This is a genomic window from Tychonema sp. LEGE 07196 (assembly GCF_963890365.1).
In the GTDB taxonomy this organism is placed as follows: domain Bacteria; phylum Cyanobacteriota; class Cyanobacteriia; order Cyanobacteriales; family Microcoleaceae; genus Microcoleus.
In genome coordinates this window covers 59183-74897 of sequence record NZ_CAWPRX010000113.1, presented here as the reverse complement: position 1 = coordinate 74897, position 15715 = coordinate 59183, and the positions used below count along the sequence as shown (strand labels likewise).

The window sequence follows — 15715 nt, the reverse complement described above, 5'->3', positions numbered from 1 at the left end:
ATGGGGGGATTGATACCCGATCTTGCGATCGCACTGCGATATGTAGAGTGGACGGCACCAGACTTTCTGTGGGTGCGCCCCCAGCGCACCTTACCGCGCTTTCTCTGTTTGCTAGTGCGAAGTGTTGGGGCTGAACTGTTCTTTAATGAAGCGGATATAAAGGTGTTTGAACGCTGACTTAATCACGCGAGGCATACCAAAGTCGATCGGGATCATGCTTTCTGGCAACTTCCAATCCAAAACCTTGAGAGTCTCCGGGTGCGACAGCGGAAAATCCAGATCCTCTAAATTCGAGCAAAGTCCCAATCTCATCGCCGCAGCTACAGTCGGAACCAGCGCCGGATCGACATTAATGATTTCCACTAAAGTTCTGTCCAGCGCAAACACATCACTCGACGCGCCCAAAATCCCCAAAAACTTAGGTTCGCCACCGCTTGGCCCGTTACCTTCGTGACCGATAATTCCATCCAAAATCGTCAAATTTGGGTTAATTGCCCTGGCTGTTTCTACCAGCATTTGACCGAATCTGGCGCTATCTTTGCCAGCTTCCATGTGCCACCAAGCCTTCATTTTGCCGGGGACGCAGCCGAACAAATTTTTCACCCCCATTGTCACGGTTAATTGTACGTGAGATTTGAGTTTGGGAATATTAATTACGACATCAGCTTCCATTGCTTCTTTGCAAATTCGGAGATGGTTGAAATCTTTGCTGACAGTTTCGTAGCGTTTTCCTTGAAACTCAACTACTGGCAAATTCAATTCTTCCAACAGCGGCAAATAACCGTTGGCTTTGGCTACGCCCATCGCGCTGCCAAAAGCCGGACTGTCACCTAAGAACGGTTTTCCGCCAGCTTCTATGACCATTTTCGCCACGCAGTAAACCAATTCCGGCCGGGTGACGCATTCTTTGGTGGGGCGAGAACCGGTGAGGAGATTGGGTTTGAGTAAAACCCGATCGCCCGATTTGACAAAAGCCGACATTCCGCCCAGGGGTGCGAGCAAATTTTCTACAGATGTTTGCAGGATTTGGCGATCGTATGAATTTGCCTTAATTAAACTAACAGCAGACATAATGGGTAATGGGGGGAATTGAGCATTGGGAATTGGCCCGCGCAGGGCATTGGCAAAACAGGGCATTGGCAAAACAGGGAATTGGGAGGAGGAATGGATTATTGATATGTTTTCGCTTAGTGATTACCAATTACCAATTACCCATTACCCATTAAGCTGTTCTACGTTTAAATTGTGCCTCAAAAATCAATAAAAACATTGTGGAATCGGCACTTTCGGAGGCCGTTCCAACATCCAACTTAAATGCAAAACAACTTACGAATTACCCATTACCGCCAACCAAGTTTAAGTATTCATCGGCAATCTGCCAGAAGCAGCCCGCTGCATCGTACTAACTCGCATAGAATTAGAAAAAATTCCTTGGCCCTGAAGTTCCGGGATAGCAGGTTTAATTTCCACTTTTATCAACCGGGCAGTGCAGATAAAAACCGTTTGATCGACTAAATGAAAAGTCAACCAAGGTTGATTTAACAACTGCAGCACTTCCTCTTGAAATTCTGATGCCGGGATAGGGATTGTAAAGGTTTCCGTGTGACCTTCCACATAATGAAATGTCACTTGAGTTGTGTTCTCTTTATCTTGAGTTAATTGGCCAAAGGAACCTGCGCGCATAAATTTTGCTCCTAAACTTGAGACTCTGAAAGAATACTGCCATCTTGTGGCTAAGCATTAGCAGATGATGTTGGCATCGCACTCATTTTCTCTAAATCTAGAACTTTTGCCAAGTCTTCTTCACTCATTAAACCGCGTTCTAGGACAATTTGCCGCAAAGATTTGCCGGTTTCGAGAGATTCTTTGGCGACGGCGGCGGCATTGAGATAGCCGATGTGAGTGTTGAGGGCGGTAACGAGGGCGAGACTGCCTTCTGCGTAAGCGAGACACCGATCGCCCTTTGCTTCAATTTTTTCGAGGCATTTTGTGCTCAGCGCGCTGATGGTATTGCCCAAAATTTCGATGCTGTGAATCAAATTGTAGGCGATTAAGGGCATCATCACGTTCAATTCTAATTGTCCCGCTTGGGCTGCAAGGGCGATCGCGCTATCGTAACCCATAACTTGAAAACACACCATCGAAGTCATTTCTGCCATCACAGGATTGTATTTTCCAGGCATAATTGACGAACCAGGTTGCACCGGAGGCAGTTGAATTTCCTTGAAACCCGTTTTTGGACCAGAGTCCATCAAACGCAAGTCATGGGACATTTTAACACAATCCTGAGCGAGATTTCGCAGCGCACCAGAGACATTTACAAACGGTGCCATACTCTGCATAGCTGCCATTAAATGCCTTGCTGGTTTCAGGGGGTGGTCGATTAATTCTGAGAGAATTTCAGCAACTTTTTGACAGTATTCAGGGTGAGTATTTAAGCCTGTTCCAGCGGCGCTTCCCCCCAATCCCAGGGAAGTTAAATCATCGGATGCCCTGTCAATTCTCAAGGTATGTTCCCTGAGAATTTGCGCCCAAGCGCCGAAGGTGTCGCCGAGTCGAACCGGCACAGCATCTTGCATATGAGTGCGGCCAGATTTAACAATATTTTTGAATTCTTCTGCTTTATATTCGAGGGCAACTACAGCCTCAGATAAAGCCGGAAATAGAGTTTTTTCTAAGGCCAACAATCCCCCGATCCGAATCGCCGTCGGAATCACATCATTGGTTGATTGACCGTAGTTTACATGATCGTTGGGGCTGACGCGCTTGTAGTTGCCTTTTTCATCGCCCATAATTTCCAAAGCGCGATTGGAAAGAACTTCATTAACGTTCATGTGGTGAGAAGTTCCCGCGCCTGCTTGGTAGACATCAACTACAAATTGATCGCGCAAATTTCCTGCTAAAACTTCATCAGCAGCTTGGATCAGTGCTTGGCTGATATCTTCAGGAATACAGCCGAGTTTACCGTTGGCTATCGCCGCAGCTTTTTTAATTAAAACGCAAGCATCTACATAAGTTGATAAAGGTTTGATACCGCTAATTGGAAAATTTTCAACGGCGCGCAGAGTTTGAATGCCGTAGTAAACGGTAGATGGGATTTGTTTGTCTCCCATTGAGTCGCTTTCGGTGCGGTAGGTAATGGTTGGCTGTTGCGTCATATCGTTTGGTTTGTGATAATTAGGAAGTATACAATTTTTTTGTAACTGCGTGTTCTGGGTGTTTTTATTTTACCGCACCCGCTGGCGACTGGAGAGTAATGTGTAATATCATGTCCAGCGATTACCATAACAAAAATGGATCGCGCGTGCGGATTTAAGTCTGCCGCCGGAGAACGGACTTCAGTCCACACTACAAACCAAATCTGATCGTTGTGAATCAACCAAATAGGATCTGGTTCCCTTTCGCCCAAAATTATCCCACATCCTAGGGTTGAATCTCCAATCTAGAATCTCAAATCAAGTCTGGGGCGAGGGCGAGGCCGAAAGGGCAGTTTACAAAAAGCTAAAATTGTTCTGCAAGGGCGATCGCGCGCCGACACAAATGTTTAGCTATAATTGTACAAATGAATCATTTTCTATCAAATTCTATTTTCATCGGAATAGTACATTCACTGTTGACTTTTGACTGTTGACTTTTGACTGTTAACATCATGTATGAGTGCAACCGGAATTGATATCACGCTAAGAGTGAAACTCCCATGAACAAACCAGCAAAAACTTTCAAAAAGCTAAATATTTTAATGCTCGGTTTAAGTGCCTCTGCAATTTTTCCGGCTTCAGTAAACGCTATCTCCAGCATTGTCCCCTCCACAGCAATCCCGAAACAATCGGCGATTTTAATGGCTCAGCGACAGCAGCAAATTAAGTTTAAAAGAGGTGCTAGTTCAGGCGAAGTAAAAGGAGGAGTAGCCCGGGGCGAAGTCATGATTTATTTGATTAGGGCCAAACAAGGTCAAAGAATGAATCTAGAGATCCAATCAGTAGAAGGAAATGCTGTTTTTAAGGTGATCGATCCAAATACAAACCCCTTAGCTGAAGAAAAAAGAAGCTGGTCGGGAGAATTGCCCCAGACGGGAAAATATCAGATAGTCGTCGGTACAGAACGAGGCGGTGCAAGTTACACTTTATCAGTTTCGATACACTAATATTTCGATGTTTCCTTGAGGTTGTTAAATCCTGTCAGGTATCGCATCACCTAAATTCCCGAAACTCGGTTTCTGTAACCCCCGCCCCGTCTCGAAGATGACAGCGCTAGGAGCACGATCCTCTTGGGCTGGCTGCTAACTGCGATTAATTGCAGGAATTGCAGATGATTTTAGCGATCGATCTGCGGTTTTTGTGACAAAATAGATTGTAGTATTAATTTTTGAGGAGTTTTCATGGCTCGTTTCAATCAAATCCTTGTCCTCAGTGCCGTCACCCTTGTAGCTTTAGCTGGTTGCGGCGAGAAGCAAGAAGCATCCACTCCGCCAACCTCACCTCCACCGGTTACTTCTACGACTACCACTGTCACCACATCTGAGAAACCAGCATCTACTGCTAACTATCCAGAGTTAATGAGTGTAGTTACTAATACCAAAGCAGCAGTTGACGCTGGTGATTTCGTTAAAGCTAAAACCGAATTTGACAAGTTTGAGACTTCCTGGAAGAAAGTCGAAGATGGCATCAAAGCTAAGGAACCTAAAAGCTACGATACCGTTGAACAAACTACAGAGAAAGTAACAGACGAACTCAAAAAAGGTAAGCCCAGCAAAGACCTAGTGCTGGCTCAATTGCAGTCGCTAGAAAAGACCATCGCTAGCATTCCTAAGTCCTAGATTTAAATGCTAATTTGAGTGTTTGTTTCTAGTGCGGCGTTCGCCGTAATTGCTCAGAAACAAACACTCAATGCTCCATCATTATAGCCTTTCTGTGCTCCCATATGAGGTACTATCCGGGATAGAACATAGGGCATAGGCCGCCGTGGGCATAGGCCGCCGTGGGCATACCTCACTTTTTGAGAACCGCTATATATAAGTTGAGTATTTATAAGTTTTCAACCGTTATGAAAAAAGCATTTCGCAAGTACCACCGCATTCTAGCCACAATTGTTTTTTTACCAATTACCCTCACGGTATTGACTGGAATGGCAGCAACGATGGGCAGGGAGTGGCCGATTAGCACAGGAATTTCATCAAGATTATTGTTGAAAATTCATACAGGTGAAATTTTTCACCTGCAAGCAATTTACCCGATTTTAAATGGATTGGGAATGCTTGGCTTGCTGGTGACAGGTTTAAGTATGTCGGGTTTGTTTGGCAGAAGAAAGCAGCAAAATTCCAACGATTAAAAGCAAAGATATGAGAAACTCAAGAAGGACTAAATGACGACTATTGAACCCGGTAATTTTAGGGTGGCAAATATGATCTAAAAAATCACAACAAATAACCTATGTACGGTTGCGGTTCATCGTACCGTAACTGTTGAATTAAAGTTCTTGATTTTGTAACAAAAGTTAAAGTTCCGTATCTCGTAAAGTTGTTATATTTGGGTTGCCAAAACAATTTTGAAGCGGGCGCACTATCAAACATTATGTCGCGTTACCCAAGCATAGATAACGTTATCAGCCTCCAACAGGCATTAGAAGGAATAATTGTTGACGATTTAAAAAAGCTCAAAGCATTATTACCCGATCCTCGTAAATTAACCCGTAAAGCGGATCTTGTTGATGGAATTAAATCGCAATTGCTAGGAGAGAACCTTCGGAAACTGTGGGCGCAATTAGACGACCTCCAAAAAGCGGCTGTAGCTGAAGTTATACATGGGGAGGATGGCTATTATTTTCCTGAAATATTTAGGGCAAAATACGGAGAATCAGCAAATTTTGGAACAATCGATCGCTATGGAACTAACAGAGAACCATCACTGTTATGCTTGTTTATTTATGGCAACCAGATTCCTTACGATCTACAAGAAATATTGCTAAAATTCGTGCCAAAGCCAAAAAAAGCGACCTTGGATCATAGTGGTGAAACAGTAAAAAATCATGTTAAACTCAGCGTCCAAAGATATAGCTACAGTACAAGGGAAAAAGATATAGAAGAATACGATATTCCCTTGACTTCTTGTGAAACACAGTTGACAGCTACCAAGGATTTAGCGGCTGTTTTGCGTTTAATTCAGTCGGGAAAAGTTACTGTTAGCGAGAAAACTGCTTTACCTAGTGCTGGAAGTGTAAAAGCGATCGCCTCTATATTGCTAGGCGGTGATTTTTATAATGAGGAACAGCGTCAAATTACCCTAGCCAAGGATAGCGACTATGATGATGAAGTATTCGCTGAACTCGGTAGCATCAAGCCCTTTGCTTGGATAATGATAGCGCAAGGGAGCAAGTTCGCGGAACGATCGGGCAAAAAGCTAGTTTTGACGAAAGCGGGACAGAAAGCTTTACAAGAATCACCCGCCAAAGGTTTACAAACAGCATGGAAGCGCTGGTTAAAGACAAAAATCTTTGATGAATTTCGCCGCATTGATGCGATCAAAGGACAAACTGGGAGGGGCGCAAATGGGATGACGGATGTGGCGTGGCGCAGAGATGCGATCGCCTCTGTGCTCGCAGAATGTCCTGTGGGTAAGTGGATTTTATTTCATGATTTTAGTAAATATCTAGTCGCAACGGGCCATAGCTTTGATGTGACTGAGGAACCCTATTATCTGTATATTGGTGAAGCTGGGTATGGAAGCTTATCAGAATTGGATGGCCATAGTTGGCCGATTCTGGAAGAACGATATATGCGCTGTTTTTTGTTTGAGTATGCTGCTACTTTGGGCATAATTGATGTTGCATACGTCGATCCGTTCCTCATACCAAGTGATTATGACTATCTTTGGGGAACCGACTATATGGAATTCCTGAGTCGTTATGATGGCTTGGTATATTTTCGCTTGACGAGTTTGGGGGCTTATTGTTTGGGCTTGACGGATCAGTATACTCCGCCAGTAATTGAGATTCGTCAAACGCTCAGGGTATTGCCGAATCTTGAAATTATTGCGGCGGGAGAGGGTGTCGAGACATCTGATGCGATCGTCCTGGATATCTATACTAAAAAGGTGTCGGATGTTGTGTGGCGACTCGATCGCCCAAAAATCTTCGCAGCTATTGAAAACGGATATCCATTAGCAGAGTTTACAGAGTTTTTGAACGCCAGAAGTATTGAACCGCTACCGCAAACTGTGCAGCAATTTCTAACGGATGTTACAGAGCGATCGAATAGCGTGCAAGATATAGGTAGTGTCAGGTTGATCGAATGTACTACCGCCCATTTAGCATTGCTGATTGCGAATGATTCCCGTACTAAAAAGTTTTGTCAGTTGGCGGGCGATCGCACTTTAGCCGTTCCATTGGGCCAGGAAACTAAATTTCGCAGCGCCCTGCGGCAAATGGGCTATGTTTTACCGCAGAGTGATAAATAATACACCTGATATTATAGCCTTTCTCAAAAAGGTGAGGTACGCGAAGGGCATAGGGCATAGGGCATAGGGCATAGGGCATGAGGCTCTCCTCATCTTTCTGAGAACTGCTATATTAGTGTCAACAATCGCCCGAAAACCTTTGTATCTTTTGTTTATAGCTGAGTCCAGATCCCCCTAAATCCCCCTTAAGAAGGGGGACTTTGAGAATAATCTTGTCCCCCCCTTGTTAAGTATTTGTAGGGTGCGTCGCGGGCGATAAATCCCTAAAAAGATCGACAATCTCGATCGCGACGCACCTTTGACATAGACTGGAGCAAATAAACCAAACATTTCTCTTCCTTCTTCCCTCTTCCCTCTTCCTTCCATCAACTATCAACTGCCAACTGTCAACTATCAACTATCAACTGCCAACTGTCAACTGCCAACTGTCAACTGTCAACTGTCAACTGTCAACTGTCAACTGTCAATTATGAGTTATGTTGCTGAAAATGCTTTAATCGTACAGAGCGATCGCTCAATTTTACTAGAAGTTCACGCCCCAACAGCACAAAAAGCGCGAGAAGCGATCGCCCCCTTTGCCGAATTAATCAAAAGTCCCGAACACATCCACACCTATCGGATCACGCCCTTAAGCGTGTGGAATGCGCGGGCGGCGGGAATGTTAGTGGAATTGATGATCGCAGCTTTGCGAAAGTATGCCAAATATGATATTCCTGAGTCGGTAGCGCAGGAAATCGAACTGCTTGGTACGCGCTACGGATTGACGGTAATTGAAAGGATTGATGCGGAAAATCCCGATTTACAACTGCGGATTGCCGATCGCCCGCTGACGGAGTTGCTAGTGCGGGATGAGCGCGTAAAACCGCTGTTAGGTAAGCGGATTTCGGATCTTTGCTTTCAAGTCGATGCCGGGAATCGCGGTGTACTCAAACAAGCTTTGCTAGCAGTGGGTTATCCGGCGGAAGATTTAGCTGGATATGTCGAAGGTGCCGAGTTAGCAATTGCGTTGCGCGATCGCACTTTAGGAAGCGATTTACCCTTTAATTTGCGTGCCTATCAAAAAGAAGCAGTAGAAGCATTCTATCAGAGCGGAGAGGTTAGAGGCGGCAGCGGTACGATCGTCCTACCCTGCGGGGCTGGTAAAACCATAGTCGGGATGTTAGCGATGAGTTTGGTAAAGCAAAAGACTCTCATCCTCACCAGCAGTTTGACTTCTGTGCACCAGTGGCGCAGGGAAATATTAGACAAAACGAGTTTAACTGAAGATGCGATCGCCGAGTACAGCAGCAACAGCAAAAAAACGGCTTCTGTAACTCTCTCGACTTACCAAATGCTCAGTTATCGATCGACTAAAGATGATGAATTCCCGCATTTCGAGTTATTTAACGCGCAATCCTGGGGACTGATTATTTATGATGAAGTTCATCTATTACCCGCACCGATATTTCGGATTACCGCCGACTTACAAGCGCGACGCAGGTTAGGTTTGACGGCGACATTGATTCGCGAAGACGGGAAGGAAGGCGATGTTTTTACGCTAATTGGCCCCAAGCGCTATGACGTACCTTGGCGGGAATTGGAAGGACAGGGATTTATTGCTACAGCCAATTGTACCGAAATCCGCGTCGCCCAAAATGAGGCCCAAAAAATGGAATATGCCCTAGCGCCCCGCCGCAATCAGTTTCGGATTGCTGCGGAAAATCCGGGTAAGTTGGATGTGGTGCAAAGTTTGTTGCAAAAAGAAGCGGGGCACCGTATTTTAATTATTGGTGAGTTTCTGGAACAGTTGGATGCGATCGCCCGAGTTACCGATTTGCCGCTGATTACGGGGAAGACAAAACAGGTTGAGCGCGATCGGCTTTACGAAGCATTCCGTCACAAAGAGATTCCCGGATTAATTCTATCTCGCGTGGGCAATTTTGCCGTCGATTTACCCGATGCCGACGTGTTGATTCAAGTATCGGGAAAGTATGGTTCTCGCCAAGAAGAAGCGCAGCGCCTCGGACGAATTCTCCGCCCCAAATCTGACGGACATACTGCGAGTTTTTATACATTAGTATCGCTACAAACTTGCGAGGAAGATTTTGCGCGACACCGCCAACTGTTTCTGACTGAACAGGGCTACAGTTATACTATTGAGGTTCAAGGCGATGGTTAGCCGTCGGCATAATAGACCTTTTGCAAAATCTCAGCTCGATCCAAAAGGGCGATCGGCTGCTGACGCAAGCACATTTGATATAATAGAACAGGTAAAGTGTGGAGTACGCACCTACAAAAACACGCTCGATGTGCAGGTAAAAATCAATGACACAAACACTCGATATCGAAAAAATATTATTAGATAATCTGCGGATGCTTTCGACAGATAAACAGCAGGAAGTGCTGGATTTTGCACAATTTCTAGTACACAAATTGCACCAGACACAAGATTTATTAAAAGAAAGTGATGAGTACAGCAGTTTGTTAACACAACCGCCACCACTCAAGCTATCTTTCACAGAAATTGCTAAATTGCCGATCGCAGAACGCCATAAAATACTAGCACCATATATGGCTGTCACAGCCCAAGATTTTTTGACCGATCCTGAATTAACTGAATTTTCTGTACTCGACAGCGAAGACTGGGAGACTGAATATGACTCTTAACTCGAAACGAGGAGAGATTTGGCTAGTACAACTAGATCCAACCCGAGGCCAAGAAATTCAGAAAACTCGTCCGGCTGTTATCATAAGTTCTGAAATGTTAAGTTCTATTCCAATGAGGATTATCATTCCTGTGGCAAAATGGCAGCCAAAATTTCAAAATCGACCCTTCATGATTCCCATCCAGTGAACAGAATAAAACGGGTTAGATACAGACTCAGCAGGTAATATTTTGCAAATTAGAAGTGTAGCTAGTGAGCGATTTGTTAAATGTCTCGGCCAAGTGTCGGCAGCAGTTATAGAAGAATTAGTAGCCTGTTTAATTGTTTGCACAAATTGATATATCATGACTAGCTATTTTATCGTACATCTTACTCGATTACGATACTAATTTTGTGTTTTTTATGATTTGAATAGCTGTGTTTTTCTAGGATATGGGAAAAGGGCGATCGCTCTCAAGAAGTTGATGATAAACAAAGCAACTCAAAGACATCATAATGAATGTTAAGCAGCGCTACGGCTCTGAATTTAGTAAACTTTGATGTCTACCGATATCTGAGTGAAAATCGTCGTATTTCATTGGCAGCTTCTTTGCGTAGATTTATTGATTCAAGCCTACCTAGCTCTTGCCACACCACATTAATAGGCATGAGTACGCCGTTATTCACTACAATCACAGGGTATTCACAACCTGGATAATCTTCTTTAACAACCCAATCACCTTTTACCCTGCGCCGTATAACTTCTCCTACATAGGCAACTAGATTATCGTATAAATCAGCTTGAATATTTTCAATCCCGTAACTTTCAGCTTTGCTAGATACCATGTCTAAACTTTTGTATGAATAATCCAATTCCTCATACAAAATATCTAAACAAATTGTTAACTGATTAATCAATTCATCAATTTTATTAACAAGCCGTGCTTTGTTTTTTGAAAAATATCTCCAATGACTTACAGAACTACCGCGATTATTAGCATAGTCATCCCTCACCTTCTGTGTCCATCGAATCATTAGCAGAAAAGATTCTTTAGAGTAAATATCTCCTTTACCAGGAATCAAATATCCTTTGGGATCGAAAACAAATAGAAATCTATCATTTGATAACTCATAAACTTGAGGCCGATCTTTGTATCCCGTGCTATAGGTCTCCTCAAAGAATTTTGTAAACTCCTCATGGAGCCTCCCCTCAGATTCTATTAATTCCTGAACCTGATTTTTGGTGAGACGTTTCGCATTAAGATTTTTTTTATTTGCCATTTTGAGAAATAATTTAAATCCAACTAACAACCTAATTCAAAATAATCGAGGAATTTGCAAACAGCATTTACCATTTTTTGAGCCAAAAGTATTTGTAGGTGCGGATACATCAAGCGTACCCAAACAAGCCGGAAAATCTCATAGTGACGCACCGATAATATTTAAGGAAACAACGAGAGCATCTCAATGAATGCAAAAAAACAATTTCTTTACAGTGCGAGCTGTTGTGATCGCGAGTGTTGGATCGATCGCTCTTCGGGGACAGTACACTCAAAATTAAAACTGATATGCTGCCTAAACAACCCTCCGTTACACTCTGCCCCAAATTTGTATGGTAGCAATAATTTTTCACGCTTGGTATTACTAGAAGCCTGTTTTTGGGTATCTTTCTGTGCCTGTTTGGTGTAAACTAAATCCCTACTCACCACTCTAACTCCCGTTAGCGAAGCCCGCCCCTGCGGGGGCTGCGCCAACGAAGAGGATCGCATTCCTCAATCGGTGTCGCCAATCCTTCCCGAATCGATTCTCGCATTCCCGGAACTGAGAGAAGATACAATGTTTCCTGCACCGATGCCCAATCAGCTTCAGATAACAACACGGCATTGGTACTCTGTCCTGCAATAATAATAGGCTGATGCGACTGGCTCACCGCATCAATCAAATTCTGTAACTGCTGTTGAGCAACTTTGACTGGAATCATAACTCTTTTTAATTTTTCCTGCCTCTATTATAGTTTGAGCGAGCGCACATTTTACTCGATCATGATAAGTAATTGGACAGAATTAATTACACACTGATTTTTTGCTAATTCTTTACTAGACAAGGCTTGCATCCCAGAGTTCTATGTAATTAATTGTGTCTTACTACTTACTCATTTCGTATTTTTTCTGATTTGAATAGCTGTGTTTTTCTTGAATATGGGAAAAGGGCGGGCGATGCAAAGATTCGGAGCAGGGCTACAGTTATACTATTGAGGTTCAAGGGTGATGGTTAGTCAGCGATCGATAAACTCTTGGTAAAACTGCTCGTGCGAACCTGAGAAATTATCCATCCCTTCCTTTGTCAGATACCCTCTCTTACCAGTGTGCGGGTTTTCTACGTAGCTATCAATTACTTTTGAAACATTAGGTTTCTCGCTCCACCTAATGTTGAACGCTGCATACTTTGGGAAAAAGGTCATTCCTGCATAAGCATCAATATGGTCATGTATCCACCATGCCAATGCTGTCCAATCTTGAGTGCGTTCATAGTAAGGGATGAATGATGTAACAACAATACATACTGTTGCTCCCATATACCCCTCTGAATCTTTTACATCCCAGATATGTTCTGCATAGTTGGACTCATTACTGGCACAACTGTACTGATTGTTATTCTCTGCTCCTTTGGCGTTCACCGCACAAGAACGATAGGCTGAACGGATACTAATCCGACCAAGCGCATCTTGAATTGGTTCAAGCACCCTCTCACACAAATTCTTTCCGGCTGCGATCGCCAAATCAGGGTCACTAGGAATGTTAGGGATACCTTCAATTTGAGAGATTTCTGAATAAAGAAACTCACGCATGAAAAAACTCTTAGAGAGTTGAACCCGTCCTAGCTTTTCCAAAGCTTTAACAGTTTGTGGTTGTCTCATAGACTGAACTACAGCAATTAGAGGTGAATAGCTTAATGTTACAATACTGACAGATAATTTAGAATAATTATTTCAACCAAAAGCGAATCCAGCTAACTTATAATGGGAGCATCCCATTCTTTAAATCCTGAAAGAGGAAAATATCCTATATCGTTGAACCGCCCTATGAATGGCTGTTGTTAAGTTATTTTGCGAATAACAAACAAAAGTAGGATGCTCCCTACTTGCTCTCTGTCGGTGTCGCTCTTTGTTGAGTTAATTAGCTTGAATATCATCTCCTCATTTCGTTGAAATCCCAATTTTTTGTAAATAATCGAAGGTAACTAAAAAGTATGAAGACAATCATTAAGGCAGTTATTACTCTAATAATGGTAATAACAATTCAGACTACTGCTTTTGCACAAAGTGATAACTATCAACTCTCAACCCACATCTTGGACGTTTCGATTGGGCAACCTGCGACACAAGTACCGATCGAACTTTATCAACTCGATAAAAATGATGTGTGGCGCACAGTTTCTAAAAAAGAGACAGATAGTAATGGGCGCATCAAAGACTTTTTGCCGACTAATAGCGACAACAAAGGAACCTATAAGTTGAAATTTGACACAAAAAGCTATTTCAATCAGAAGAGAACCGAGAGCCTTTACCCATTTGTAGAAATTGTCTTTGAAATCAAAGACAACTCTCATTACCACATCCCTCTTACACTTTCACCCTATGGCTACTCAACTTATAGAGGAAGTTAATCGAGTATAAAACTCAAGTGCCAGTTTCGCGGCATTCCTAACTCGATGGGATAGCTAGTTAAGGCAACCCGATCGGCTCTGTTGCAAAAACACTGAGCACTAATAAACTTCTCAGAACCCACTTACTAGCCTGCCAATCACGCTTAGCTGAGATGCAGCTTTGGCAGGCGCAGATCGCCTTTGCATCACAACAGTTCAACTCTCCGTAGTTGGTGCGTGTTGTTAGGCGGTGCTTTTGTTTATATCAAATTTAATCCACTGAGGCTAATGGGAATAATTTTGTCTTTTCCAGGAGAAGTAACGATTTAAATCTTTGCTACTGACCATATACAGAGGAATGATCGCGCTCATCAAGACCTGGATCAAACTCCCTAGGACGATAACTGTGGAAAGCTTTGAACTTAATATTTTATCGTTGTTTCTGCTTGGGGTGTAGATTTTTGCGTATCGTAAAGTGCGATCGTGCCTCCCCAATGCTTGGCCGTAAATTTATTATACCGATCGCCCTCCAACTCCCCCAGCCCACCCCAACCACAATAGTTAATAAAAACTTTACAAAACTTACCAAGTCGCTCAACACGGGTTAGAGTTATTCTAGATAGTCCAGCAATCCTGCAAAGCGTCAACCTTCTCGTCACTTATCCAGTGGTTCGATGACTCAAACCCAAAGCACTAAAACCGCCACCCCAACTGCAATTTATTCCTTGACAATTGCTCCCGCCTGTGTAGTGCGGGGTCGATCGGCGATCGCACAAGCCGGAGATGCGATCGCCCGTTTCGGAAAGCGGCCGCTAATCGTCGGCGGCAGCAACTCCCTCGCGGCCGCCCAACCCTACCTGCAACCAACTCTCGAACAGCAGCAGTTACAATCCGCCGAAACACAATACGGCAACGATTGCAGCGAAAGGGGCCTCGAAACCCTCCGCGCAGCAGCCCAAACCCATCAAGCCGACTTCATCATCGGAGTTGGCGGCGGCAAAGCCTTAGACGCAGCCAAACTCGTCGCCCATCAGTGCAAAATCCCGATCGCCACCATACCCACATCAGCAGCCACCTGTGCCGCTTGGACAGCCCTTTCTAACATTTATTCCGAACAAGGTGCATTCCAATACGATGTCACATTAGCCAGATGTCCCGACTTATTAATCCTCGACTACGGCTTAATTCAAACCGCACCGCAGCGGACATTAGTAGCAGGAATTGGAGATGCGATCGCCAAATGGTACGAAGCATCAGTCAGCAGCGGACACTCCGAACAAACCTTGATAATTTCGGCCGTCCAACAAGCTAGAATACTGCGCGATATATTATTCCAAAAATCAGCAGCCGCCCTCAAAGAACCCGGTAGCGAAACCTGGCAAGAAGTCACAGACGCAGCCGTATTGCTAGCAGGAGTAATTGGCGGCATCGGCGGAGCCCAATGTCGCACCGTCGCCGCCCACGCCGTCCACAACGGCCTAACTCATCTATTAGCAAGTCACGGCACATTGCACGGAGAAAAAGTCGCCTACGGCATCTTAGTGCAACTGCGACTAGAAGAAATGCTGCAAAACAATCAACTTGCCGCTAGCGCCAGACAGCAACTGCTAAAATTCTACGCCGAGATTGGATTGCCCCAAACTTTAGACAATCTAGGACTCGGAGACGTTAGTCTCACACAATTGCAGCAGGCCGCCGACATAGCCTGCAATCCCGACTCTGACATCCACAGACTACCGTTTAAAGTCGTACCCGAACAATTAATGGCGGCGATGGTTTCTACTACCGCACCTGTGGGAGAATTGAAAATCAAGCATTAAAACCTTTTGTAGTAAGGACTAAAATCCTGAAAAAACCGTGCTAGAAAGCAATACGGTTTCGTTAAGTCCGATCTCCCTGGCACACCCCTTCTTAAGGGGAGGACAAGAAAGCTCTCAAAGTCCCCCTTCTTAAGGGGGATTTAGGGGGATCTCCGGGGAATAAACATTGTTAACT

16 protein-coding genes are annotated in these 15715 nt (G+C 44.0%); 9 read left to right on the top strand and 7 right to left on the bottom strand.

What is annotated here, in order from left to right; genetic code table 11:
* Positions 1–111: 111 nt before the first annotated feature.
* The 3 genes from AACV78_RS13950 to AACV78_RS13940 form a co-directional block, all read right to left on the bottom strand.
* Entirely contained in the window at positions 112–1071 is a 960-nt protein-coding gene (locus AACV78_RS13950; RefSeq protein ID WP_194011808.1) for an Npun_F2552 family protein, read from the bottom strand.
* 285 nt (positions 1072–1356) lie between these two features.
* Entirely contained in the window at positions 1357–1683 is a 327-nt protein-coding gene (locus AACV78_RS13945) for a hypothetical protein (protein ID WP_194011807.1), read from the bottom strand.
* Positions 1684–1733: 50 nt separating this feature from the next.
* On the bottom strand, positions 1734–3158 hold the full coding sequence (locus AACV78_RS13940) for an aspartate ammonia-lyase (protein ID WP_194011806.1): 1425 nt from the start codon (positions 3156–3158) through the stop codon (positions 1734–1736).
* A 539-nt stretch (positions 3159–3697) separates the two neighbouring features.
* Here AACV78_RS13940 and AACV78_RS13935 point away from each other — a divergent pair.
* The 4 genes from AACV78_RS13935 to AACV78_RS13920 all read left to right on the top strand — a co-directional run bounded on the left by AACV78_RS13935 (position 3698) and on the right by AACV78_RS13920 (position 7451).
* A complete protein-coding gene (locus AACV78_RS13935) occupies positions 3698–4144 on the top strand; it encodes a hypothetical protein (protein WP_194011805.1) in 447 nt (148 codons plus the stop codon).
* A gap of 234 nt (positions 4145–4378) precedes the next feature.
* Complete coding sequence (locus AACV78_RS13930) at positions 4379–4816, top strand: DUF4363 domain-containing protein (protein WP_194011804.1); 438 nt, start codon at positions 4379–4381, stop codon at positions 4814–4816.
* A 227-nt stretch (positions 4817–5043) separates the two neighbouring features.
* Positions 5044–5328 (top strand): peptidase, encoded by a 285-nt coding sequence (locus AACV78_RS13925; RefSeq protein WP_194011803.1) that lies wholly within the window; start codon positions 5044–5046, stop codon positions 5326–5328.
* A gap of 242 nt (positions 5329–5570) precedes the next feature.
* Entirely contained in the window at positions 5571–7451 is a 1881-nt protein-coding gene (locus AACV78_RS13920; RefSeq protein ID WP_194011802.1) for a hypothetical protein, read from the top strand.
* Between the two features lie 226 nt (positions 7452–7677).
* On the opposite strand, the gene AACV78_RS13915 is transcribed toward AACV78_RS13920, so the two are convergent.
* A complete protein-coding gene (locus AACV78_RS13915; protein ID WP_194011801.1) occupies positions 7678–7848 on the bottom strand; it encodes a hypothetical protein in 171 nt (56 codons plus the stop codon).
* Positions 7849–7920: 72 nt separating this feature from the next.
* Here AACV78_RS13915 and AACV78_RS13910 point away from each other — a divergent pair, with 72 nt between their 5' ends.
* The 3 genes from AACV78_RS13910 (at position 7921) to AACV78_RS28750 (ending at position 10284) form a co-directional block, all read left to right on the top strand.
* Positions 7921–9609 (top strand): DNA repair helicase XPB, encoded by a 1689-nt coding sequence (locus tag AACV78_RS13910; RefSeq protein WP_194011800.1) that lies wholly within the window; start codon positions 7921–7923, stop codon positions 9607–9609.
* A gap of 146 nt (positions 9610–9755) precedes the next feature.
* On the top strand, positions 9756–10097 hold the full coding sequence (locus AACV78_RS13905) for a DUF2281 domain-containing protein (protein WP_194011799.1): 342 nt from the start codon (positions 9756–9758) through the stop codon (positions 10095–10097).
* A complete protein-coding gene (locus AACV78_RS28750; RefSeq protein WP_228042242.1) occupies positions 10087–10284 on the top strand; it encodes a type II toxin-antitoxin system PemK/MazF family toxin in 198 nt (65 codons plus the stop codon). Before AACV78_RS13905 ends, AACV78_RS28750 begins: the two co-directional genes overlap by 11 nt.
* 355 nt (positions 10285–10639) lie before the next feature.
* On the opposite strand, the gene AACV78_RS13900 is transcribed toward AACV78_RS28750, so the two are convergent.
* The 3 genes from AACV78_RS13900 to AACV78_RS13890 all read right to left on the bottom strand — a co-directional run bounded on the left by AACV78_RS13900 (position 10640) and on the right by AACV78_RS13890 (position 12992).
* A complete protein-coding gene (locus AACV78_RS13900) occupies positions 10640–11356 on the bottom strand; it encodes a hypothetical protein (RefSeq protein WP_194011798.1) in 717 nt (238 codons plus the stop codon).
* Between the two features lie 439 nt (positions 11357–11795).
* Positions 11796–12056, bottom strand: coding sequence for a type II toxin-antitoxin system Phd/YefM family antitoxin (locus AACV78_RS13895; protein WP_194011797.1), 261 nt, complete (start codon positions 12054–12056; stop codon positions 11796–11798).
* A 294-nt stretch (positions 12057–12350) separates the two neighbouring features.
* Positions 12351–12992, bottom strand: a complete 642-nt coding sequence (locus tag AACV78_RS13890) for a peptidase M15 (RefSeq protein ID WP_194011796.1) — start codon at positions 12990–12992, stop codon at positions 12351–12353.
* A 332-nt stretch (positions 12993–13324) separates the two neighbouring features.
* Here AACV78_RS13890 and uraH point away from each other — a divergent pair, with 332 nt between their 5' ends.
* Together uraH and AACV78_RS13880 are read left to right on the top strand one after the other, a co-directional pair.
* On the top strand, positions 13325–13741 hold the full coding sequence (gene uraH, locus AACV78_RS13885; protein ID WP_194011795.1) for a hydroxyisourate hydrolase: 417 nt from the start codon (positions 13325–13327) through the stop codon (positions 13739–13741).
* A 653-nt stretch (positions 13742–14394) separates the two neighbouring features.
* The gene (locus AACV78_RS13880; RefSeq protein WP_194011794.1) at positions 14395–15540 is read left to right on the top strand and encodes an iron-containing alcohol dehydrogenase family protein; all 1146 of its coding nucleotides are present in this window, start codon (positions 14395–14397) and stop codon (positions 15538–15540) included.
* Positions 15541–15715: the final 175 nt, after the last annotated feature.

Bases quoted from the DNA above. Each gene is read 5' to 3' on its own strand.
- AACV78_RS13950 (WP_194011808.1), bottom strand. From the start codon at position 1,071: ATGTCTGCTGTTAGTTTAATTAAGGCAAATTCATACGATCGCCAAATC.
- AACV78_RS13945 (WP_194011807.1), bottom strand. From the start codon at position 1,683: ATGCGCGCAGGTTCCTTTGGCCAATTAACTCAAGATAAAGAGAACACA.
- AACV78_RS13940 (WP_194011806.1), bottom strand. From the start codon at position 3,158: ATGACGCAACAGCCAACCATTACCTACCGCACCGAAAGCGACTCAATG.
- AACV78_RS13935 (WP_194011805.1), top strand. From the start codon at position 3,698: ATGAACAAACCAGCAAAAACTTTCAAAAAGCTAAATATTTTAATGCTC.
- AACV78_RS13930 (WP_194011804.1), top strand. From the start codon at position 4,379: ATGGCTCGTTTCAATCAAATCCTTGTCCTCAGTGCCGTCACCCTTGTA.
- AACV78_RS13925 (WP_194011803.1), top strand. From the start codon at position 5,044: ATGAAAAAAGCATTTCGCAAGTACCACCGCATTCTAGCCACAATTGTT.
- AACV78_RS13920 (WP_194011802.1), top strand. From the start codon at position 5,571: ATGTCGCGTTACCCAAGCATAGATAACGTTATCAGCCTCCAACAGGCA.
- AACV78_RS13910 (WP_194011800.1), top strand. From the start codon at position 7,921: ATGAGTTATGTTGCTGAAAATGCTTTAATCGTACAGAGCGATCGCTCA.
- AACV78_RS13905 (WP_194011799.1), top strand. From the start codon at position 9,756: ATGACACAAACACTCGATATCGAAAAAATATTATTAGATAATCTGCGG.
- AACV78_RS28750 (WP_228042242.1), top strand. From the start codon at position 10,087: ATGACTCTTAACTCGAAACGAGGAGAGATTTGGCTAGTACAACTAGAT.
- AACV78_RS13900 (WP_194011798.1), bottom strand. From the start codon at position 11,356: ATGGCAAATAAAAAAAATCTTAATGCGAAACGTCTCACCAAAAATCAG.
- AACV78_RS13895 (WP_194011797.1), bottom strand. From the start codon at position 12,056: ATGATTCCAGTCAAAGTTGCTCAACAGCAGTTACAGAATTTGATTGAT.
- AACV78_RS13890 (WP_194011796.1), bottom strand. From the start codon at position 12,992: ATGAGACAACCACAAACTGTTAAAGCTTTGGAAAAGCTAGGACGGGTT.
- uraH (WP_194011795.1), top strand. From the start codon at position 13,325: ATGAAGACAATCATTAAGGCAGTTATTACTCTAATAATGGTAATAACA.
- AACV78_RS13880 (WP_194011794.1), top strand. From the start codon at position 14,395: ATGACTCAAACCCAAAGCACTAAAACCGCCACCCCAACTGCAATTTAT.